Origin of the sequence: Vibrio sp. L5-1 (genome assembly GCF_021728315.1) — a bacterium.
GTDB classification, from domain to species: domain Bacteria; phylum Pseudomonadota; class Gammaproteobacteria; order Enterobacterales; family Vibrionaceae; genus Vibrio; species Vibrio splendidus_K.
Map to the genome: position 1 here is coordinate 568,426 of NZ_JAKKCQ010000002.1, position 21,712 is coordinate 590,137.

Consider the following 21,712-nt stretch of genomic DNA (forward strand, 5'->3'; position numbering starts at 1 on the left):
CAAAAATAGAAACAGAAAACAAAAAGCCAGCAATCCAAATTGGACTGCTGGCCTTTTAATATTTGACTCTGTCGCCTTTTCACTTGATTTAAAGGTGATTCAGTGACTCTACACAATCACTCAACACGCTCATCATTTCAAATCAAAATGTTTCGTAAGACAGAGCAAATACAAGTCAAAGTTACAGTGCTGCTTTCTTCGCTTCTGTAATCCAACCATCGAACGTGCTTTGGTTCGCTTTGATCCAACCGTTTACGTGCGCTTCGATATCTGCAGAGCTGTTTTTACCTTTACTCATCATCATGTTCTGAGCACTTACATCATTGATGTTAAGTTTGATGATCTCGAAAAGCTTCGCTGCTGATGGGTTGTTCTTAGCAAACTCTTTGTTCGCAATAATGCGCATTGAGTTCATTTCGAAGCCGTAGTTTTTACCGTTAGATAACGTCGTATCCACATTCGAACGCTCGCCAGGAAGTGCTGAGAAAGGTACTTCTAACCAAACTACATCTTCGTTAGGAACCAATACGCCACTTACCCAGTAAGGTGTCCACGTGTAATAAAGGATTGATTCACCCTTTTGGTAACGAGAAATTGTATCTGCGATGATCGCCGCATAGTTACCTTGGTTGTGAGTTACCGTATCGTCCAGTTTGAACGCTGAAAGTTGATGTTCAATCACCATCTCACAACCCCAGCCTGGGTTACAGCCTGTAAGGTCTGCTTTGCCATCACCGTCAGCATCAAACAGCTTCGCGATTTTCGGATCCGTCAGTTGACCAATGTTAGTGATGTTGTATTTTTCAGCCGTTTTCTTATCAATTAGGTAACCTTGAGCGGCACCGCTTACATATTGGCCTTCGCGGTAGAATTTGTCATCGCCGCCCGCCATTTTGTATTTATCAGCATGAAGCGGGAACCAACCTACGGTTAGGAACGTCGCGTCACCTTTTGCGATAGAGGTGTAACCTACGTTGTAGTCCACTTCTTGCGTAGATTTCACGTCGTAGCCAAGCTCTTCAAGGGCGCGGTTAACAATCAACGTTTGGAATGTTTCTTCCGCTACAGACGATTGAACTGGCTGAACTGATACACCTTCACCCGGTAAGCTTGCTGCCCACACGTTCGTTGATACTGCTAATGTAGAAACGATGCTAACTGCAAGTTTGCTCTTCCATGAATTATTCATTGGTGTTTTTCCTTAATTGTAGTTCTGATTTGTTACCGCGATTTATCGCATTGAGCACAAGAGAAACAGGGCCCATGTGGTACCAGCGTAATTTTGTATTACCTGCATTTACCCCGAGAACTTGGGTAATGCGGTCAAGCAGGATTGCTAGAATAACGATGCCGAGACCACCAACAGCGGCCAGTCCCATATCTAGACGGCCGATACCTCTCAGTACCATTTGCCCTAAACCACCTACCGCGATCATTGATGCGATAACCACCATAGATAGCGACAACATCAGTGTTTGGTTCACGCCCGCCATAATGGTTGGTAATGCAAGTGGCAGTTGAATTCGGTAAAGCATCTGCTTTTTGCTTGCACCGAATGAATGACCCGCTTCGATCAAATCTTCCGGTACTTGCTGAATACCCAGAATGGTTAAACGTACCACCGGTGGCAGTGCGAATATAATGGTCACCACCACACCTGGAACGTTACCGATACCAAACAACATTACGATGGGTACTAAGTAAACGAAGGCTGGCGTTGTTTGCATAGCGTCCAGAATTGGGCGAACGAATTTAGCCGCCGTGTTACTTCGGGCGAGCCATATCCCCATAGGTAAACCTATCAACAGGCAGAAGAATACAGATGTCATCACCAGTGAAAGCGTGGTCATCGCTTCAGACCAAGCGCCAATCAAACCAATCATAGTAAGAGATACTGCCGTAGCAACACCCAGTTTCAGGTTTGAAAACTGCCATGCCACCAAGAACAAAATGATGAGCATAAATGGGGCTGGCGTAGACACCAATGCCGTTTCAAATGAACTTAGAATGAAATCGATAGGTACACGAATTGCTTGAAACAATGGTCGTCCGTGTTCAACTAGCCAATTCAATCCAGACTCAACCCAAGTATCAACAGGTAGCACGGCTTCTGCAAAAGGATTAAGAGGATCAAAAGGAATGGTTTCTACGGTTTCACTGCTTAGCCAATCTGCCGATGGTGAAGAGTCAGCGGCTTGACCCCAAGGATCACTTGATGGCTGAGCGGCAGGAGCAGACTGTGACCATGGGTCATTATTTGTTTGTTCAGACGACATGATCTACCCCTTATCCAATGTTTGTAGCAAACGTGACTTAGTTACCACGCCAAAGTAATTGCCTTGCTCATCCACAACAGGAACTGAGTAAGGCACACCACCAACAAGGCCAAGCACGTCATTGATTGGTAAATCAGGGTTCAGCGTTAATCCATCATCGAGCTGCGCGCTCACTAATGATTTGTTCTCTTTGTGAGCTTTGCGAAGGGAGTCAATGGAAACAATGCCGGAGTAAAGGCTGCTCTTCTCAACAACGATGCCGTATTCACGGTCGTTATCCATTAGGATTTGCAGAGCGGAAGCTGGGCCGTCGTGTTCTGACTTTTTAAATACCGCAGCCGGTTTCTTACGCGCAATGTCTTTCACAGTAAGTACGCTTGCGACATTTACACCACGGAAAAAGGCTTCGACATAGTCGTTCGCTGGGTTGTTAAGAATTTCGTCTGGTGTGCCCACTTGAACCACTTCACCGTTTTGCATAATGGCAATACGGTCACCGATTCTCATCGCTTCATCCAAATCATGAGAGATGAATACAATCGTTCGTTTATCGTCATTTTGAAGGCGAATCAGTTCATCTTGCATTTCAGTACGAATCAAAGGATCGAGTGCCGAGAACGCTTCGTCCATTAACAGGATATCTGGGTCACATGCCAAGGCTCGCGCTAGACCAACACGTTGTTTCATACCGCCAGACAATTCATCTGGGTACGATTCTGAGTATGCGCCAAGGCCTACGCGCTCTAACGCTTCAAATGCTGACTGTTTTCGTTTATCTACTTCAACACCTGCCAGCTCAAGGCCAAATGCAGCATTTTCGATAACTGTCATATGCGGCATCAGTGCGAAATTTTGGAAAACCATGGAGATGTTGTTGCGGCGGACTTCGCGCAGTTCATCTTCTGAGATGTGGGCAATGTCTTTGCCTCGAAGAAGCACATTACCTTTGGTAGGTTCGATTAAGCGGTTAAGAAGGCGTACTAGGGTTGATTTGCCAGATCCTGACAATCCCATAATCACGAAAATCTCGCCTTCTTGAATACTAAGAGAAACATCGTTAACACCGATCGTTAACCCTGTTTCTTCGAAAATTTTGTCTTTATCCGCGCCTTCATTAATCATCGAAAAAGCACGGTCGGTATCTTCACCAAACACCTTGTACAGTCCCTTAACTTCCAGTATGGGATCCATATAATCTAATCCTTTCTTAGCTATTTTAACTTAAAAATGGTTATTTAAGCTCGAAAAACGATTAGCACTCTAAGCAATGTAGAGCTGTAAATCAAGGGGTTGCGTTCGGTAACCCTTATCAAAAACAATCATTTCGCCAACCAAAATTAAGTTTCAACACCCAGACGAAAACCACCAAAACACTGATAATAAAGGATATTAAAACGATATAAATGCGTTCGAGATTATCTATTACTTACTGATAGATTATTGAATATTTATTTCACATTAAAACAATTAATGGGTGAAACAGACTAGGATTCAACACAAATACTTCGTGCACAAATAATTCGAATACAAACTATTTATTGTAGTTTTAACGATATCTAAAAACTGGAAATTTGCGCTTTACGGAGAGCAAAACCTCCCCCCTTCTTCTTTATCGATGTAACAAGAAGATCGGTATAGCTTCGGCAAGAACGCAGAGGTATTTACAACCGCTCATTTAAACCAATAGAGGGCCAGAAAGTCACTATATGAAAATAGAAATAGCCGATGGAATAAACCAAGTTTGGCACTGGTCAAATTGATAGAATTATCTTCAGTATCCAAAACATAACGCCAAGTGTGATGCTTACTGCAAACTAATGAGTGTCGATTATCTAAGCCGAAAGACAACTTGTAGAGTCCTCATTGCTGAGCCATTATTTATAGAAGAAATCGACATACTTTCCGCGATTATTAAAGAAAAGGACAAGGCGCTCGAATGATAAAAATGCTGGTGTGTGACTTTGACGGTACACTTGATGGGGGTTCATCTCATGGGGTTAATCAGTTATTTGACTACTTAGCGGAGCAACCTGATATCCGCTTTATCATCGCGACGGGTAGAACTCTGCCCTCAATCCGAGTGGGTTTGGCATCAAATAACTACCCGAAACCACACAGTATTATCAGCGATGTGGGTACCAGAATTCATCACGTTCACTCCCAAAAGCCTGATCATATTTGGCACAACCAATTAGAAGCTTCTTGGAACAAATCAAAGGTAGAGTCAGCACTGGCGCCACTCGATTTCATGGGCGAACGCTTAGAGAGCCATCAGGGTGATTACAAAATCACTTTTGAAGGAAAGCTCTCAGAGCCTCAGCATGAACTGATCGAATCGAGCTTAGAATTACATGGGATAGATGTACACCTCACTTACTCTCACGATTGGTACCTAGATATCACGCCTAAAGGTGTCAATAAGGCCACAGCGATTCATCATCTACTTAAACAACATGAGTTGAGCGTTGAAGAAGTGTGCGTTGCCGGTGACTCTGCCAACGACACCTCGATGCTGACGATAAAGGGCGTAAACTCAATATTAGTGGCTAACCATTATCCTGAGGTCGCTCACTTGTCTGATCGAGACAATGTGTATACTAGCAGAGCAACACACGCTGAAGGTGTTTTAGAAGGACTCAAATACTGGCAATCGCAAACGGTAGCGGGAAGTTAAAACGGGCGTAGTTGAGATACTCTTCGTTACTTCACGTCCTTACTTCCAACCTGGAAGCCAATGCTCCTTGTCGGTTAGATCTCGCCAATTAATGGCTTCCTCTCGTTTGGTCATCACTGCTTCTATCAAGCAACGAATCACCTCCCCTTCTTCAAACTCAACCTCAGTGACCATAAAATGCTTTTCTTTCTTTACTGGGCTAACAGCAGTCCATTTACTGCGGAGCAGTTTCTTTGGGTTAATTCGATTCATGATCCTTTCCTGCACAGTTGATTGATGTTTTATCTATAAGCTTCAAAGAGTTAAAAAGATCATTTTAAGTTGAAAAAGCCCACGACTAAAATCCAGATAAGTCATAACTAAAGTCAATAAAACAAGTCGTAGACTCGGTACAATAGCTGCCACCAGTTCAGAGACTAATCCCCATGAACCAAACAGAATTCCAGCAAAAAATAGCGAGTTTCACCGCCATAGAACAAGCGCTTGATTACTTTGAAATTGGCTTTGATAGCAAGTTTATCGACCAAAATAGAATAGAGCTTGTGAAGCGCTTTAATGGTTATCTGATTCTCTCGAAACCCGATGATTGGTTTTCTGGAAGAAGAGCACTGAAAAACGCGTACTGTAAGGTTCAACGCAGTAAGCTGGATCGTTACACACGTTCTGCTTGTCGTGGTTGTACGACTTGCCAACGCCGCTAGTTCAAAATCAGAAAGCTTAAACGTAGATAACAAAAAATTGAGAATTGAAATAACATCTCATTACGATTTAGTTAGTGGTTTGCTCGAAAAAAAGTGTGCTAGTCTTACGGCAACTCAACTACGAGATAAAAACTACAATGAAAATTTTCAGCAATTTCGAAAGCGGCAACATTCACGTCGTTTCAGCAGATTCACCACAAAATATTCAACTGACTATCCCAGCAGACAACCAGACTGAAATCTCTCAGTGGTTTCACTTCCGTTTAGAAAGCGAAGCTCAACAAGCTCACCACTTTGAAATCGGCCAATTGGCAACATCTGCTTACCCTGATGGGTGGAAAGATTATGATGTTGTAGCATCTTATGACCGTGAAGAGTGGTTCCGAATTCCATCTCAGTTCGATGGCGATACATTAAGCTTTGATATCATCCCTGAACACGATTCAATGTACTTCGCGTACTTCGCGCCGTACTCATACGATCGTCACCAGGATCTTCTGCACAGTGCTCAAACGCACCCGGCTTGTAAGCTTGAAACTCTAGGTCACACGCTAGACAACAATGACATCACTTTGCTAACCATTGGTGAGCCAAGTGAAGAGAAGAAAAACATCTGGGTTATTGGTCGCCAACACCCAGGCGAGACTATGGCTGAATGGCTAATCGAAGGTCTGCTGCAACGCCTGCTTGATGAGACAGACACAGTCGGTCGCTCTCTTCTAGACAGCGTTGTGTTCCGCGTTGTACCGAACATGAACCCAGATGGCAGCATCCGTGGTCACCTGCGCACTAATGCGATTGGTGTAAACCTTAACCGTGAATGGCAATCACCTTCTCTAGAACGCAGCCCTGAAGTTTTCCTTGTGCGCGAGCGCATGCTAGAAACTGGCGTTGATCTGTGCCTAGACATTCATGGCGACGAAGCGATTCCATATAACTTTGTTGCAGGTAGCGAAGGCACACCTTCATACAACGAGCGCATTGCAAAACTGGAGAATCACTTCAAGCAAGCTCTTCTAACTATCACGCCAGAATTCCAAGATGAATTTGGTTACGATAAAGACGAACCGGGCAAAGCAAATATGACCGTCGGCACAAACTGGATCGGCGAGCAGTTCAAATGTCTGGCTTACACTGTCGAGATGCCATTTAAAGATCACATCAGCCACGCTGACGAACTTTACGGCTGGTCTCCAGAGCGTAGTGTTGCATTTGGTCACGACATGCTAGCAGCGGTTTGGGCAACAGTAGACGAGCTATAAAACGAACCATGGACAGGCTAAGCGCCTTAGTTTGTCCGTATAGTTAGTTTTCTTAGATATATAGCAAAGCCCAGCACTTGTGAAAGTGCTGGGCTTTTTAATATCGGATCTAAAGGAGTGACTTGGGCTTTAAGGCATCTAACTTTAAAAGCTTTCTATGCCACTCTGAGGCTAGCAAAAAATACTGGGTATCTTTGTCTAATATGTCTTTGTTCTGACACCATATCTTTGAAGCTTGGTCCTTCTAACAACTGAACGATCACTTCATCGCCTTCTTGTCGCAGCACTGCACCACTAATATCAATGGTGTTGTTATCGTGCAGTCTTAAACTGCCCGCCATTGAGAAGCCTCGATAAACAGGAATGATGTTACGCATCATCAAGCGCACACCCTTTTCAGACACTTCACTCACATGAAAAAGCTCATCCTTAATTCGCATCACTGGACGTGCCTTTTTTGGGTACTTCAAGCGGTAATATTTGCGTTTCTGGGTGAATAACTCTTCACTCATCTGTGACTCCCTGTCTCTGTTTATTCGGTCAAGCAATAGCCTTTAGCTTCAATTGGATTTCGAACGAACACATTCACTGAATTGATATCTGACCATTATATCGACTTTACGAGCTAATGCTTTAGAGATTTATGCACAGAAACAAGGATTGCTGAGCATTCAGTAAAAAGTGAGATATGAGTCGTAGATGCTAGGGGGTCGATTATTAACTATGAACCCTAAAGCTGAAACAGCGCCAACTGAATACTGAAGCCAACAAACAACAACCCGCACACAATGTTCATCCATTGAGACGTGCGCTTTTTCGTCAATAATTTCTTAAACGTATCAGCCATCAAAATGACAACCAAAAACCATGTAGCAACCACTGTCGCCTGTATCGCGCCCAGCATTAAACTGTCGGACACAATGTGACCCTTAGAAACAAACTGAGGGAATATCGAAAGGTAGAACAGAACAATTTTAGGGTTAAGTAGATTAGTGAGGAGTCCTTTGAAAAACTGGTTATAAAGCTTACTGCTCGATGCACTCACTATAGCAAGCACGCCCTCTTGAGCTCGCAGTGCCGCTCGAAAATGATTATAACCAAGCCAGACTAAGTACAAGACACCCACCCACTTCAGTCCCTCAAAGGCCATTGGAGTCTGAGATAACAGTAAGCTCATGCCATTCGCAGAAACAAACGCATGAAACAAGAACCCGCATGACACACCCAACACGTTAATAAACGCAAACAACTTTCTTTGAGTTAAAGCCGTGCTCAATACCAACAGAGCATTTGGGCCTGGAATAATGGCAATAAAAAACACGATGACAATAAACAGCCAGATACTTTCCCAACTCATTTCGCTCTCATTTCCTTAAAGCTTCCTATTCATTTCTTGATCGTTTTAGGGCGGGTATTGTACGTCCATTCAATACCATTACAATATGCCCAACGTTTAATTAGCTTAGCTCGCTTGCCTTAGTTCCAGTTGTATGGATAACGCTTAAATTTAACGTGTATAATTCACCCGTTTATCCTGTAACGCAGCAAAACTCATTCTCTAACATTTATAGCCCTGTTAGACTCCACCTCCATTTTGATACTTGGTTCATTTATGTCATTTGATAGCCTCACCCTTAACGCAAAAACCGTCACAACGATCCCTTCTCAATTCGACAAACCGACTGAGATACAACAAGCGGTAATTCCATCAATTATTGCGGGTAAAGACGTACTTGCGTTGGCTCAAACGGGTAGCGGAAAAACATTGGCGTTCGGCTTACCCTTGCTGAACAACATCAACCATGATGTGAATGGACTGCAAGCGCTTATCATCGTCCCGACACGTGAACTCGCGTCTCAAGTGACTGAATCTTTAGAGCCGGTCGCGACAGCGCTCGATATCAAATTTGTAACCTTAACCGGTGGCGTGAATACTGATGATCAGCAGCAACAATTACTAACCCAACCACAATTAGCAATCGCTACTCCGGGGCGTCTACTTGCTTTAATCAAAAGTGGTGAACTGGATGTCGCTCAGTGTTCATCATTGGTTCTTGATGAAGCCGATCGCCTAATCGACATGGGCTTTTGGCCAGATATTCAAGCGATTACCGCAGCGCTGCCTAGTAAACGCCAGTCGTTGTTATTCTCGGCGACACTTCCGCCCGAATTAGTGGGGCAAGCTGAAGAGCTTCTTTCAAATCCAGTTAAAGTCACGACACACCAAGAAAACAGCGTGGTCGCGACTATTGAAGAAACTCTGTATTTAGTGAACAAAGGCAGTAAGGCTCAAGCGCTCATTGCCCTACTCAATCAACACACATGGCCGCAAGTATTGGTGTTCATTGGTGCGAAAGACAATGCCGACGCATTAACCAAGCGATTGAATAAATCTAAAATCAATGTGAGTGCGTTACACGGAAATAAGAGCCAAGAAGAACGAGAGCAAGCATTAGAGAGTTTCAAAAATGGCGAGACCCGTGTGCTTATCGCGACTGATGTGATGGCTCGCGGCATCCATATTGATCAGCTGCCTGTCGTGATTAACTTTGATTTACCGACACACTCCGCAACTTACGTACACCGAGTTGGTCGCACAGCAAGAGCAGGGAGCACTGGTTGCGCTATCTCTCTGGTTAGCCATAGCGAAACTGACTACTTGAATGCGATTCGTACTCTGACCAATAAGCCTCTTGTGCTACAAGCATTAGAAGGTTTTCCTGTTACAGACAAACCTGCATCGGAAGCGACAGCTCGCAAACGTCCACCTAAAGACAAAATGGCTAACCGAAGAACCGCAAAGAAGAAAAGTGCTAAGCAATTTAAGAGCAAGCCAAGTTCTTCGAAATAGCCAGTTCTTCAAAATAACCATAGAAAGTCGATTAGCCCAGTTTGCACTGGGCTTTTTATATGCAATCAGATGTAAGATCACAACCTATCGACTCAGACAAAATGCCAATTTAAATGACATTTTTGTGAATTATGATGCCAAGGTATTGATTCTTGGTTGCTCAAAAAAAATACTTTCTGATCACGTTGACGCCCCTATATCTGGCAACTAGATTTTTCTATTAGTGTCTAAAAACTGGGAGGTCATTGAAATGAAACGTGCAAGCTCTACATATCGATTACAACTGATTAAGGAAGTGGCTACTCGCCGAGATCGTCAGAGTTCCAATGACCCAATGGCAAACTACATACAAAACCTAATCGACAACAAAGACGACTGTGATACCTCGGTGGAACGCAACCAGAGGTTCAGTGGTAGTCATTTTGATGAGCATATTGGTGGTTGGGTTAGCGACCACTGGGGTAGCAAGTAGTCCGATATCTCCAGTCACTCGTGTCATAAATAAAGCAGCGTAACCGTTGTAGAATTTATCTCAGCATTAACCTATCATCTGCAACAAATCCCTATCATTGAGTAAGCAGAAAGTGTCTGAGTTAAAAAGAGAAAAAGAAGTGATGGTTGCCTTCCAAGTGATCCCTCGCGTTAAAGAAGGCAACAACTTCGAAGTAGTTGATAAAGCCATTGAAGTTGTGAAAGCAGCCGATGTGCCTTTTCAAGTTGGTGCGATGGAAACCACAATGAAAGGTGAACTCAATCAATTACTCGATATCGTTAAAAAGGCAGAGCAAGCTTGTTACGATGCAGGGGCTGTAGAAGTGATAACTAACATTAAGATTCATAGTAAAACCACCGAGGCCGATGATACATTTTGTACATACCATCGTGGTGTAACGAAAGCGAATCACATGTTTGTTTAATAATATGTTTATTTCAGAAAGCTGTTTATTTAAGAAAACAGGGTTTTAAGAAAGACTCTGAAGAACCAGTGATGTTATTGAAAAGGCATGTCTGAAAGGTGAGAAAGGATTTCCATTCGTTCTTCTTCTGACATCGAATGCCAATCACGCGGGCTCTCTTCAGGGTCATTTTTGGCCCCAATGTTTTTTCGATCCAGTGCTTTAACCGGTTCTTTTTTGAGTTTTACGTTCTTTTTATTCATACCGACATCACTCCTTCTGGTACAAAGGTACCTACCTTAATATTACACCCCAACCATTATGTAAAGTAATAGTTACTTCGGAGTTAAATAAAATCTTGATACTTCCTCTTTAACCGAAAAGATCTCTTTGGGGACTTGTATTTCCCTCTTCGTCGACCGACTTACCAACCAAGTTTTTTTGCTTCATTATCTTCCTCCGATAGCGCTGACGACACAGCTTAATCACGTGCAATTGTTCTGACGGAGTCATCGACATCCAATTAAAGCGCTCTTCTCTTTTGCGCATACAACCATTGCAATAGCCTTTATCATCGCTTGAGCAAACCCCAACGCAAGGGCTTGGAAAAACTCTAACTGCTCCACCATGCCTCCTTACACATCAAAATCGAGCTTACTAATTAAAAAATAAGCGATTAACTTGTCGCCCAGCTCGTGAAATTCATACTAAACTATGACCTTATACTGACACATATAGTGTTTTGTAAACTATACTTTGAACCCATCAAGTTACACTTATTCGGTAACTTCGTTCTTTCCTTTGGAGCCTTATAATATGAAGTTTAGTTCAAAAAAATTACTAGCAGTAGCCGCTTTACCTATGATGCTAGCAGCATGCACAACAACAGGTGACAACGCGATGCAAGTAACACCAACCGATCTACAGCACCATAATTGGGAACTTGCGCAAATTGATGGCAAGGACATTGTGAAAAACGAAGACCAAGCAGCTCCTCGTCTAGAGATCGGCGAAAAGATGACTGCAAACGGCATGGCTGGTTGTAACAACTTCTTCGGTCAAGGCGAGCTGAAAGACGGTCAATTCCGCATTAAGCAAATGGGCATGACAATGAAAATGTGTCACGGCTCTGCGATGGAAATCGAACAATCGGTTTCTGCTACTCTAAGCGAGTGGAGCGACGTAACACTAACAAACGATACGCTAGTACTGAAAAACGATGTACATACGCTAACGTACACAATTCGTGATTGGGTAAACTAATCCGTTCTCGAAATAGATATTGATTAAAGGAGCCTTCATGGCTCCTTTTTTATTGCCTGCTTATCCTCACAACACCTTCAAAATTAACACTCATCGCCTACTTTTCGTACCAACCTCCAATAAACCTCAAATATCTCTCATTTAGATGCAATAAATTCACTGGTTTATCGGTCTATTGCTAGGATGGTAAGAGCCTAGAGTCTGTCGAGCTTTCGAGACGATCGCATATCGAACAAAGTTCAACCAAAAAAGATCAGCACACCCTAGTAATTGATTGAATTTACTGTTGAATTAGAAATTATTTCAGAAACAGATAGAATAACTATTAGGCCGTGTTGATCTTTCGTTAGCCGCGAAAGGTCAACACGTCCTAGGAAGTTCTAAATAACAATGCTCTTACCCGTTCACTACCAAATGGAAAAGTTTATGAACAAGATAGTAAGTACGTTAGGAATCATGGCAACCGTTGCATACAGCGCAACCATTTATGCTGATGAAGCAACATCAACCAATAACTGGAACCAAATCGAACAGCAGGCAGAGGGACAGACTGTCTACTTTCACGCTTGGGGCGGTAGCCAAGAAATCAATCGTTACCTACAGTGGGCGGGCAAGAAATTACAAAGTGAGTACGGTGTTACCTTAAAACATGTGAAAGTAACCGATATTGCAGAAACTACCACTCGCTTACTCGCAGAAAAGGCGGCAGGAAAGAACACTGAAGGCAGTGTCGATATCGTCTGGATTAACGGTGAGAATTTCCGTTCAATGAAAGAAAATGCCTTGTTGTTTGGACCATTCACTCAAACACTTCCAAACTGGCAGTACGTGGATAAGTCTTTGCCGATCGATGTCGATTTCTCGGAGCCGACAGAAGGCTTGGAGGCACCTTGGGGCGTTGGGCAACTTGTCTTCATCCACGACCAAGAAACACTGCACAATCCGCCACAATCGTTTTCAGAGATGTTGAGCTACGCTCAGGCTTTCCCGAATCGCTTAAGCTACCCGCGCCCACCAGAGTTTCACGGTACGAGCTTCATTAAGTCTCTACTGATTGAGCTAACAAACAACAGTCCTGCGCTTGCTAAACCCGTTTCAGAAGATACCTTCCAAGAAGTTACGGAACCACTGTGGGCTTACTTAGATAAATTCCATAAAGTGGCATGGAGAGGCGGAAAGCAATTTCCTGCAGGTACATCTGAAAGCATTCAACTTCTGGATGACGGACAGCTCGACCTCGCGATTACGTTCAATCCAAACTCTGTATATTCAGCACAATCAAGTGGCCGCCTAGCGGAAACCACCAAGGCTTATGCGTTAGAAAGCGGCGCTCTGTCTAACATTCACTTCCTTGCGATTCCTTGGAATGCCAATGCAACCGCGGGTGCTCAAGTGACCATCAACTTCTTGTTGAGCCCAGAAGCACAATCTCGCAAAGGTGACCTCAATGTCTGGGGTGACCCTTCTGTATTGAGCAGTAAGTACCTAACCGGCAGCGCTAAAAATACTCAGCAATTTAAATCGATTGATGAACCGCATCCTAGTTGGCAAAACGCGCTCGAGAAAGAGTGGCTTAAACGATACGGTAACTAACCTCCATGCTTCGCGCTCTATATTTTGTTGTTATAGCTGTGTGCATTATCCCAACCATTCCTGGGGTAGCGGGAGTCGTGGCTTCGTCACTGAGTTTCATCCCGCCCCTAGGTTTAGAGAAGCCAACACTCAACGGCTTTAGCCAAGTCTTTCAATGGGAAGGGGCTTGGCACTCTATTGGCTTAAGCCTAGGTTCAGCGGTCGCCAGCAGCTACATTGCCTGCTTCCTGACCTTTTGTATTCTTCAGGCTTCTTGGGGAAACAAGTTTTGGAGAAAGATTGAGCTAACGCTATCGCCAATGCTTGCCATTCCGCATGTGGCTTTCGCTATCGGCTTTGCTTTTCTGTTTAGCCCAACAGGGCTTGGCGCAAGAGCCGTGCATCACTTACTTGGTGAATCGGCTACAAGCTCTGAATTGGCTTTGCTGATCAAAGATCCTTACGCGTTTGGCCTAATCATTATGCTCGCACTCAAAGAAGTTCCTTTCTTGTTGCTGATGAGCATATCGATACTTCAACAAATCGATGTAGAACGTATCACTAAGGTGAGTGCATCACTCGGTTACAGCCGCGCTCAGATCTGGTGGAAGTGTATTTTCCCTCAATGGTTTACTAAGCTTCGCTTCCCAATGCTGGCTGTGCTCGCCTATAGCGTATCGGTTGTCGACATCGCTCTGATCATTGGCCCAACCAACCCACAGACTTTTGCCGTTTTGGTATGGCAATGGTTCAACGACCCAGATCTTAATCTACTACCACGAGCTGCTGCTGGTGCGATCGTTTTGTTTGGCTTGGCTTCGTTGATCATCGCCTTGGCGCGTTTAGTTGAATGGGCAATTCTTAAGTACTTTAGAACTTGGCAGTATTCAGGAAGAACAGGAGCAAACCTTCCGGGGAAAACGGTATTCACAGCTCTTGCAGCTTTGTCACTGATGATCATTCCATTGATGATTATCTGGAGTTTTGCGCAGCGCTGGCGCTTCCCTGATTTACTGCCTAGTCGCTACAGCATGCGCTTCTGGGAGTTCGAGTGGGATGGCATCATGAGCACCGTTGGTCAAAGCTTATGGATTGGTCTGATTGCTGCTTCAATCGCTTTGTTGCTTGCGTTGGTTGCTCACGAATACAGAATCAAATACAAGTGGCAAGTCCCAGGCTTTATTATCGCTATTCCAATGTTGATACCTCAACTGTCGGTGTTGTTCGGCATGCAAATCACCACTCTATACATTGGCAGTAGTGCCTATGAGCTTTGGGTTATTTGGGCGCATGTTTTCTTCGCCTTTCCATTTGTGTACTTGTCTTTGGACGGCCCATGGAAAAGCTTCAACGATGGGCTGATAAAAGCTTCACTGAGCTTGGGTAAATCGCCATTTCAAAGCTGGTATTCGATCAAGCTGCCTATATTATTGCCCGCCATCGCCTTCGCTTGGGCGGTTGGGATCAGTGTGAGCTTAGCTCAGTACTTACCGACATTGATGCTCGGTGCTGGTCGTATTAGCACCATCACCACAGAAGCCGTTGCCCTAACCAGTGGTTTCGACCGCAGGGTAACCGCAATTTATGCCATTTGGCAGGCCTTGTTGCCTCTGTTCTTTTTCTCTTTAGCGATATTAGTCAGCCGACTTCAACTTAGATATCGCCGTCTTACTTTTAAAGGTTTTCTTACTAATGAGTCTGCACCTCAACGACCTCGCCATCCATAAAAACGGTGGCGAATCGCTGTTTTCAGCGCTAAACGTAACATTAGAATCAGGCCAAATATTGGCGTTGATGGGGCCAAGCGGCTGCGGAAAATCGACGTTGTTAGATGCCATCGCGGGTCACCTGAATGACGAGTTCTCATACTCTGGCACCGTTATTTTGAACGATATTCAGCTAGACGAGATCCCATCACATCAGCGTGAAGTCGGCATTCTGTTTCAAGATGACTTGTTGTTTCCACACCTAAAAGTATGGGAGAACTTGGCCTTTTCGTTACCAAACTCGGTTAAGGGTTCAGATCGCCAACAACAAGCAATGGAAGCATTAAAAGACATTGAACTGACCCGCTTGGCTGAGTCGTTTCCCGACCAAATATCTGGCGGCCAGCGAGCGAGAATTAGCTTAACTCGTATGCTATTGGCGAAACCGAAATTGGCGTTGCTTGATGAGCCGTTTAGTAAGCTCGACCAAGAACTCAGAGCCCAGTTTCGCGACTGGGTATTTGAGCAACTCACTAAAGCGAATATTCCGACATTAATGGTGACGCACGACCAAGCTGATGTGCCTCAAGGGGCAAAAGTTCTGTCTTGGCCGTGGAGAAGTAACCATGCTGGATAAGTACTCCATCAAGGTCATTAAGTGGCCATTAAATCAGTCGGCTAAGTTACTGAACCAATTTGGTATCACGGCCAATCAAACCACGTTATTCGGATTTGTGGTGGGATGTTTAGCGTTTCCAGCATTGGCATTTCAACAATACGAATGGGCGTTAGGGTTTATTGTATTTAACAGGGTTTGTGACGGGCTTGATGGGGCCTTGGCTCGAATCCAAGGCATTAGTGATGCGGGCGGTTTCCTCGACATCAGCCTCGATTTTCTTTTCTACTCATTAATCCCCTTTGGCTTTGTGATCGCCAACCCAGAACACAACGCCATTGCGGGTGCATTTTTGATCTTCTCTTTTATCGGCACTGGCAGCAGCTTTTTAGCGTTTGCGGTTATGGCTGGTAAGCGAGGCATTGAAAACCCAGTCTATAAACATAAGTCTCTCTATTACATGTCTGGACTAACCGAAGGCACAGAAACCATCGCTTGTTTCATTGCTTTCTGTATTTGGCCTCAACACTTTGCAGTTATCGCTTATACCTTTGGCGCTGCGTGTTGGCTGACTACGTTTATGCGTATTTATTTTGGGTTTCAGACACTCAAGAATCAAACCAACTAATGTGAATTTCTGCATTCCTCATAAACAAAAACGCAGCTCATATGAGCTGCGTTTTTTAGCTGATTCTGAAATTCAATTAAGCGTCAGTAGAGGCTTTAATTTGAAATCTCAATACCTTTAGGCTTGAATCAAGGTCGACATCGACAAACTCAGGTGGGTTGTCTAAACGTTCGATAAACTCAACACTAGGCGCTTCTTCTGCCATCGTCTCAATTAGGAAGTTTGGTGATACTGCTGGTGAGTTAACACAAGCAATCACTTCTCCGCCTTCTGTCAGAAGATCAGGCAAGCGACGTAAGATCTTTTTGTAATCTTTAGTTAAAGCAAAGCTGCCTTTTTGGAACGAAGGCGGGTCGATGATAACCAACTCGTAAGGGCCACCCTTTTTGATTTTTCCCCACGACTTAAATATATCGTAGCCAAGGAAGTTAACCGAGCGCATGTCGTGATCATTCAAACGGTGGTTATCACGGCCTTTGTTTAGCGAGCCGCGCGACATATCTACGTTCATGCATTGACGAGCGCCACCAGCTATAGCCGCTACTGAGAAACCACAAGTGTATGCGAACAGGTTAAGAACATTCTTATCCTTAGCATTGTCTTGTACCCACTGGCGACCATTACGCATGTCGAGGAACAAACCAAAGTTCTGATTACGGCCAATGTCTAGTTGGTACTTAAGACCGTGCTCAACCACAACGGGTGAGTCATTAAGTTCGCCCCATAAAACTTCTGACGGCGCACCATCGGCATAACGATGTTGCAGAACAATACTGGTGCCCTGCTTTGCTTGCCAGATGTCTTTATTAGTCAAATCAACCAATCCAGCTTTAAGAGATGATAAGAACTCATCATCCACTTCTTTGAATACGTTAACCAATAACTGCCCATCAACCCAATCACATGTCAGTTGATCTAGGCCTGGCCAAAACTTACCACGACCGTGAAAAATACGGCGTAGTTCATTCGGCACTTCATTAAGTTGCTGTTCAATATGACTAAAAAACAGAGGTAAAGCTGATGCTTCCATTATTTCACTCACTTAGTGTTTAGCTTTGGCCAAGTTAATGACCAAGGTTCAAGCCAGTTGTCTAAACCATTAGACACGATCTCTTGATGCCACTTCTCGCCCAAGGAGTTTAGGCTTCTTGGATCGCAGACATATTCGTAGGCTTGTGATTGATAGGTAAATCGAATCGCGAAGGCATGCAGATAACCTCTGTCGGCCTCACTCGATGGATTATAAATAGGGTCACCAACAATGGCTGAGCCGATCGACTTCATCGCAACACGGATCTGGTGAGTTCGCCCCGTATAGGGTTTACATAAAAATAGACGCTCACCGGGTTCAGCCGTTGCAGATAAAAACTGGGTAATCGCTGGGTTTTCTTTGCTTGTCAGTAACTTCCAGCTTGAGCGTCGTGAACGCTCCATATCTCCTGAAATCAGCCCCTGCTTTTTCTTTGGTTTCTTCGAACCAATCGCAAGGTAGTACTTCTCGACTTCACGCTTTGCGAACAGCTGTGAAAGCTCACTCGCTGCCGAGGCATTCTTTGCTAACAGCAGAATACCTGAGGTCATTTTATCGAGGCGGTGAACGAGATATAACTTCGGCTCGTTGATTGCCTTAGCAACTTCTTGCAACAACATGGTATCGCCATCGTCTTTATGGACGCTGACGCCAGGATGTTTGTTTATGAGTAAAAAATCAGAGTGGTTCAGAAGAATGTCGAACATTTAAAGGCTAGCTCCATTGTAGAACGTGGAGTATACCGTGTCTGAATCCAGATTCCAGCTACGAAAAAGCCCAACTCACTCAATAAATATTGAATCATTGGGCTTCTTTTCAGCAAGTAGCGATCAGTGCTTGGTCTTTACTCGATTAGCATTCGGCAAATAGAACAAAGCCACACACACTAAGCAAGTTTGAACTTACCCACCAATGCTTCTAGCTCGGCAACCTTAGCGTTCAAGCCTGAGGTATTTTCAGAGCTGCGAGTCGCCAATTGCAAAGACTGCTCAGAAATATCACTGATCGCCGTAATATCCGCTGCAATTTCTTTGGTCACCGCTGTCTGTTCTTCTGCCGCAGTAGCGATAGAATTGACCATGCTTTGTACATTGCCAGCACCACTTACAATCGCTTCTAGCGCCGAAACTGCGCCAGAGCTTTGCTCTACACCAATCTCAACTAAACGACAGTTATCTTGAGTGTAAGTCACCGCTTCTTGCGTACCAGATTGAATCGACTGAATGATACCAGACACTTCTTGAGTCGCTTTGGTCGTTCTCTCTGCCAATGCTCGTACTTCATCTGCAACCACCGCAAAGCCACGTCCAAACTCACCAGCACGTGCCGCTTCAATCGCAGCATTCAGCGCCAGTAGGTTGGTTTGTCCAGCGATGTCTTCGATTACCTTAATAACACTGCCAATCTGTTCGCCATGTGAACCTAGCGTATTCATTTGTACCGACATGTCACTCATTTGAGTCGATACTTGTTGGATACTTGCCACCATTTCAACAATCACGTTACGGCCATCTTCTGCTGACGTTTCTGAGCGACGCGCTTCTTCATAAGTAGAAGTACCTTGTTGCGCGACTTCAGAAATGGTCAAGCTTAGCTCTTCTGCGGCAGTCGCAATCAGGTTAGCTTTATCAGCTTGTGCAGAGGCACCAGAAACGATGTCTTGACTGATTGATGATAGCTCACCTGTCACCGATTGAACTTGGTTCGTCACAGAAGAAATTGAACCTAATAGGTTGACCAAAGATTTCTGCATCTGGTTAATCGACGTGGCAAGATCGGCCAGTTCATCGCCAGAATTATCAACAATATCTCCAGCGGTAAGGTCGCCATTTGCCACGCGTCGCGCAACTTGTTCAACACGAGTTAGACGGTTAGTAATAGAGCTAGACAATACATACGCAATCACACAACCAAACACAATCGCAATGGCAGACAACACCATGATAGTGCGTTCGATGGTGGTAAACGAATCGGTTAATACAAGTAGCGATTGTTCTGTATCGGCACGCTCACTTGCAGACGCTTGATCCAGTAAGTTTTCAACCGGGATTAGATTGCTCTCATATAAGGAGCGAAGCTGCTGGATATTCGATAACAGCGCAGACTCATCGTTGATCATAGGTACAAGCTTAGATTCAAACTCTTGAGTAAAGCGCCCCATCAGGTCTTCAATTCGCTCAATACGGCGATGGTCTTCTGAACCTCTACTCTCTAAACGTTTTGCTTCTTTAATAGCCTGAGCAAATTCATTCTTGTTGGTTCGATAATCATTAAGCGCATTGTCGGCCTGAGTAATCGCACCAAGTGCATCGCGATAAACATCCCCAGCCTCATCTATCAATACAAGGTAGGTCACCGTTCCCGGGACATCATCCATCCTAATTTCATCAGCGCTCTTGTGAGCTCCAATGACTTCTATCCATACAATACCGACTAACGTGACAAGTACCGCCAATATAGAGCCAAACCCAGCGTACAACTTCTTCCTAACTGACAATTTCACACAACACCTACTTAAATAAAATACAGCTCAATCAGCTATTACTTTTCATTATATCGGCTACCAGACCAATAACTTTAAGTATTTATTTTTCTTTGATAATTAAGTTAGTAGCATAAAAAAACGGGAGCCAATGGCTCCCGTTTCTTAACTTACTTTAACTCGCGATTGTAGCTACTAAGAGCTATGGTTTCTAAGAGCTATAGCTTCTTAGAACTATAACTTCTTAGAGATGACCGCAGAGCCAGCAATAATACCAATACCTAGTAGCATGATTGCACCTTTACCGCTGTCGAAGCCAGAAGAGATACCCATGAACGCTACAATAGCGATAGCTACTGGGATGATGTACTTAACAAGTGTGTACCATAGGCCGAATAGTGGGAAAGATACTTCACCATCGTTAGTGATTTCTTTCTCTAGGTCAGCACGGTTTAGTCTCCAACCAGCGAAGATACATACCAACATACCGCCAACTGCTAGGAAGATTTTATCCGTTAGTAAGTCGAAGATATCGAATGCACCAGTACCAAACAATGTTGGACCGAAGCCGCCAAGTGATAGAGAAGCGAAGATACATAGAATCGCCATAACTACACTTGCAGACAGTACTGCAGTCACACGCTTCATGCCTTTCTCATCGATTAGGTAAGAAACTACAACTTCAAGTAGAGATACTGAAGAAGTCAGTGCCGCAACACTTAGACCAACGAAGAACATTAGAGCAAATAGCAGACCAACTACGCCGCCCATTTCAGCGAATAGCTGAGGAACAACAACGAATACTAGACCAGGACCCGCTGCAGGTTCCATACCGAATGCGAACATTGCAGGGAACATTGCAACACCCGCTAGGATAGCAACGCCTGTATCCATCGCCGTAACCATAGCTGTAGTTTGAACTAGGTTCTCTTTCTTCTTAAGGTAAGAACCGTAAGTCAACATACAACCCATACCAAGAGATAGTGAGAAGAATGCTTGACCTAGTGCAGCTAGAATTACACCGCTGTCTACTTTAGAGAAGTCAGGGCTGAATAGGAATTCAAGACCAGCCATCGCGCCCGGAAGCATTAGGCCTTTGATTGATACCACGATAAGGATAATGAAAAGAAGTGGCATCAGAATCTTACCCGCTTTCTCAATACCACCAGAAATACCCTTCATAACGATGACAACGTTAAGTAATAGGTATAGGCCCATCCACATAAGTGGTTGAACTGGGTTTGAGATAAAGCCACCGAAGCTGTCACCGATTGCTTCAGGTGCGTCTAGTAGACCACCAGCAATCTTACCGATGTATGCGATAGACCAGCCACCTACTACAGGGTAGAAACCCATGATAAGTAGGCCACTGACTACGCCGATAACACCGGCGAACGTCCAACGACGGTCAGTTGATTTAAATGCACCTACTGCTGATTTTTGCGTGTGACGGCCAATCGCAAATTCAGTCAGCATGACACTGAAACCGATGAAGATTACAAAAAACAGGTAAATTGCAACGAATGCACCGCCGCCACTTTCGCCTGCTGTGTAAGGGAATTTCCAGATGTTACCTAGACCAACAGCAGAACCTGCTGCAGCCATTACGAATCCTAACTTCGAACCCCAGGTATCGCGGGGTGTTGTGGTTGTATTACTAGTAGCCACGTGTACTCCAAACTTTTGTGTTGTGTGATGTTGTGTTTTGCTTTGGGTGGCGTCTTTAAAAGATAAGGTGTATAAAAAAATTTACAC

Annotated in this window: 22 protein-coding genes and 1 pseudogene; 11 read left to right on the top strand and 12 right to left on the bottom strand. The window is 44.2% G+C overall.

The window, feature by feature from the left end; genetic code table 11:
• Positions 1-181: 181 nt before the first annotated feature.
• From proX to proV, 3 genes are read right to left on the bottom strand one after another with little or no spacing between them, the layout of a single operon-like run.
• Positions 182-1,189 (bottom strand): glycine betaine/L-proline ABC transporter substrate-binding protein ProX, encoded by a 1,008-nt coding sequence (gene proX / locus L3V35_RS09335; RefSeq protein ID WP_004734648.1) that lies wholly within the window; start codon positions 1,187-1,189, stop codon positions 182-184.
• On the bottom strand, positions 1,182-2,276 hold the full coding sequence (gene proW, locus L3V35_RS09340) for a glycine betaine/L-proline ABC transporter permease ProW (protein ID WP_065205516.1): 1,095 nt from the start codon (positions 2,274-2,276) through the stop codon (positions 1,182-1,184). The genes proX and proW overlap by 8 nt, the downstream gene beginning before the upstream one ends.
• A gap of 3 nt (positions 2,277-2,279) precedes the next feature.
• Positions 2,280-3,467 (bottom strand): glycine betaine/L-proline ABC transporter ATP-binding protein ProV, encoded by a 1,188-nt coding sequence (gene proV, locus L3V35_RS09345; protein ID WP_017079026.1) that lies wholly within the window; start codon positions 3,465-3,467, stop codon positions 2,280-2,282.
• 745 nt (positions 3,468-4,212) lie between these two features.
• On the opposite strand from proV, the gene L3V35_RS09350 reads away from it, so the two are divergent.
• Positions 4,213-4,950, top strand: a complete 738-nt coding sequence (locus tag L3V35_RS09350; protein WP_054546626.1) for an HAD-IIB family hydrolase — start codon at positions 4,213-4,215, stop codon at positions 4,948-4,950.
• Positions 4,951-4,989: 39 nt separating this feature from the next.
• On the opposite strand, the gene L3V35_RS09355 is transcribed toward L3V35_RS09350, so the two are convergent.
• A complete protein-coding gene (locus L3V35_RS09355) occupies positions 4,990-5,202 on the bottom strand; it encodes a TIGR02450 family Trp-rich protein (protein WP_017093192.1) in 213 nt (70 codons plus the stop codon).
• Between the two features lie 173 nt (positions 5,203-5,375).
• Here L3V35_RS09355 and L3V35_RS09360 point away from each other — a divergent pair, with 173 nt between their 5' ends.
• A complete protein-coding gene (locus L3V35_RS09360; protein WP_004734654.1) occupies positions 5,376-5,651 on the top strand; it encodes a nitrogenase-stabilizing/protective protein NifW in 276 nt (91 codons plus the stop codon).
• A gap of 137 nt (positions 5,652-5,788) precedes the next feature.
• Entirely contained in the window at positions 5,789-6,913 is a 1,125-nt protein-coding gene (locus L3V35_RS09365; protein WP_004734655.1) for a M14-type cytosolic carboxypeptidase, read from the top strand.
• Between the two features lie 155 nt (positions 6,914-7,068).
• On the opposite strand, the gene L3V35_RS09370 is transcribed toward L3V35_RS09365, so the two are convergent.
• Together L3V35_RS09370 and L3V35_RS09375 are read right to left on the bottom strand one after the other, a co-directional pair.
• Positions 7,069-7,425, bottom strand: coding sequence for a hypothetical protein (locus L3V35_RS09370; protein WP_004734656.1), 357 nt, complete (start codon positions 7,423-7,425; stop codon positions 7,069-7,071).
• Positions 7,426-7,643: 218 nt separating this feature from the next.
• Positions 7,644-8,270: a LysE family translocator gene (locus L3V35_RS09375; protein WP_237299470.1), complete on the bottom strand. Its 627-nt coding sequence runs from the start codon at positions 8,268-8,270 to the stop codon at positions 7,644-7,646.
• A gap of 255 nt (positions 8,271-8,525) precedes the next feature.
• Here L3V35_RS09375 and L3V35_RS09380 point away from each other — a divergent pair, with 255 nt between their 5' ends.
• From L3V35_RS09380 to L3V35_RS09390, 3 genes are all read left to right on the top strand, one after another.
• Positions 8,526-9,764, top strand: coding sequence for a DEAD/DEAH box helicase (locus tag L3V35_RS09380; RefSeq protein WP_237299471.1), 1,239 nt, complete (start codon positions 8,526-8,528; stop codon positions 9,762-9,764).
• Between the two features lie 250 nt (positions 9,765-10,014).
• Positions 10,015-10,236: a hypothetical protein gene (locus tag L3V35_RS09385; RefSeq protein WP_004734659.1), complete on the top strand. Its 222-nt coding sequence runs from the start codon at positions 10,015-10,017 to the stop codon at positions 10,234-10,236.
• A 142-nt stretch (positions 10,237-10,378) separates the two neighbouring features.
• Positions 10,379-10,681, top strand: coding sequence for a thiamine-binding protein (locus L3V35_RS09390; protein WP_017065764.1), 303 nt, complete (start codon positions 10,379-10,381; stop codon positions 10,679-10,681).
• A gap of 74 nt (positions 10,682-10,755) precedes the next feature.
• Here the strand turns inward: L3V35_RS09390 and L3V35_RS09395 are convergent, their stop codons facing one another.
• Both L3V35_RS09395 and L3V35_RS09400 read right to left on the bottom strand, forming a co-directional pair.
• The gene (locus tag L3V35_RS09395; RefSeq protein WP_017079018.1) at positions 10,756-10,923 is read right to left on the bottom strand and encodes a hypothetical protein; all 168 of its coding nucleotides are present in this window, start codon (positions 10,921-10,923) and stop codon (positions 10,756-10,758) included.
• Positions 10,924-11,032: 109 nt separating this feature from the next.
• Positions 11,033-11,289 (bottom strand): annotated as a pseudogene (locus tag L3V35_RS09400) (DUF1289 domain-containing protein).
• Between the two features lie 187 nt (positions 11,290-11,476).
• On the opposite strand from L3V35_RS09400, the gene L3V35_RS09405 reads away from it, so the two are divergent.
• The 5 genes from L3V35_RS09405 (at position 11,477) to L3V35_RS09425 (ending at position 16,445) form a co-directional block, all read left to right on the top strand.
• A complete protein-coding gene (locus L3V35_RS09405; RefSeq protein ID WP_017057112.1) occupies positions 11,477-11,923 on the top strand; it encodes an META domain-containing protein in 447 nt (148 codons plus the stop codon).
• A 426-nt stretch (positions 11,924-12,349) separates the two neighbouring features.
• Complete coding sequence (locus L3V35_RS09410; RefSeq protein WP_065205520.1) at positions 12,350-13,516, top strand: ABC transporter substrate-binding protein; 1,167 nt, start codon at positions 12,350-12,352, stop codon at positions 13,514-13,516.
• Positions 13,517-13,521: 5 nt separating this feature from the next.
• A complete protein-coding gene (locus L3V35_RS09415) occupies positions 13,522-15,222 on the top strand; it encodes a thiamine ABC transporter permease (RefSeq protein ID WP_237299473.1) in 1,701 nt (566 codons plus the stop codon).
• Positions 15,188-15,838, top strand: coding sequence for an ATP-binding cassette domain-containing protein (locus L3V35_RS09420; RefSeq protein ID WP_102557723.1), 651 nt, complete (start codon positions 15,188-15,190; stop codon positions 15,836-15,838). The genes L3V35_RS09415 and L3V35_RS09420 overlap by 35 nt, the downstream gene beginning before the upstream one ends.
• The gene (locus L3V35_RS09425; RefSeq protein ID WP_017083285.1) at positions 15,828-16,445 is read left to right on the top strand and encodes a CDP-alcohol phosphatidyltransferase family protein; all 618 of its coding nucleotides are present in this window, start codon (positions 15,828-15,830) and stop codon (positions 16,443-16,445) included. The genes L3V35_RS09420 and L3V35_RS09425 overlap by 11 nt, the downstream gene beginning before the upstream one ends.
• Positions 16,446-16,521: 76 nt before the next feature.
• Here L3V35_RS09425 and L3V35_RS09430 read toward each other — a convergent pair whose 3' ends face one another.
• From L3V35_RS09430 to L3V35_RS09445, 4 genes are all read right to left on the bottom strand, one after another.
• Positions 16,522-17,475, bottom strand: coding sequence for a class I SAM-dependent methyltransferase (locus tag L3V35_RS09430; protein ID WP_237299475.1), 954 nt, complete (start codon positions 17,473-17,475; stop codon positions 16,522-16,524).
• An 8-nt stretch (positions 17,476-17,483) separates the two neighbouring features.
• Positions 17,484-18,182: a TIGR01621 family pseudouridine synthase gene (locus tag L3V35_RS09435; protein ID WP_004734618.1), complete on the bottom strand. Its 699-nt coding sequence runs from the start codon at positions 18,180-18,182 to the stop codon at positions 17,484-17,486.
• Positions 18,183-18,361: 179 nt separating this feature from the next.
• Positions 18,362-19,978 carry a methyl-accepting chemotaxis protein gene (locus tag L3V35_RS09440; protein WP_054546635.1) on the bottom strand — a complete coding sequence of 539 codons (1,617 nt, stop codon included), beginning with the start codon at positions 19,976-19,978 and terminating at the stop codon, positions 18,362-18,364.
• Between the two features lie 213 nt (positions 19,979-20,191).
• A complete protein-coding gene (locus L3V35_RS09445) occupies positions 20,192-21,625 on the bottom strand; it encodes a sodium-dependent transporter (RefSeq protein WP_017093179.1) in 1,434 nt (477 codons plus the stop codon).
• Positions 21,626-21,712 lie beyond the last annotated feature (87 nt).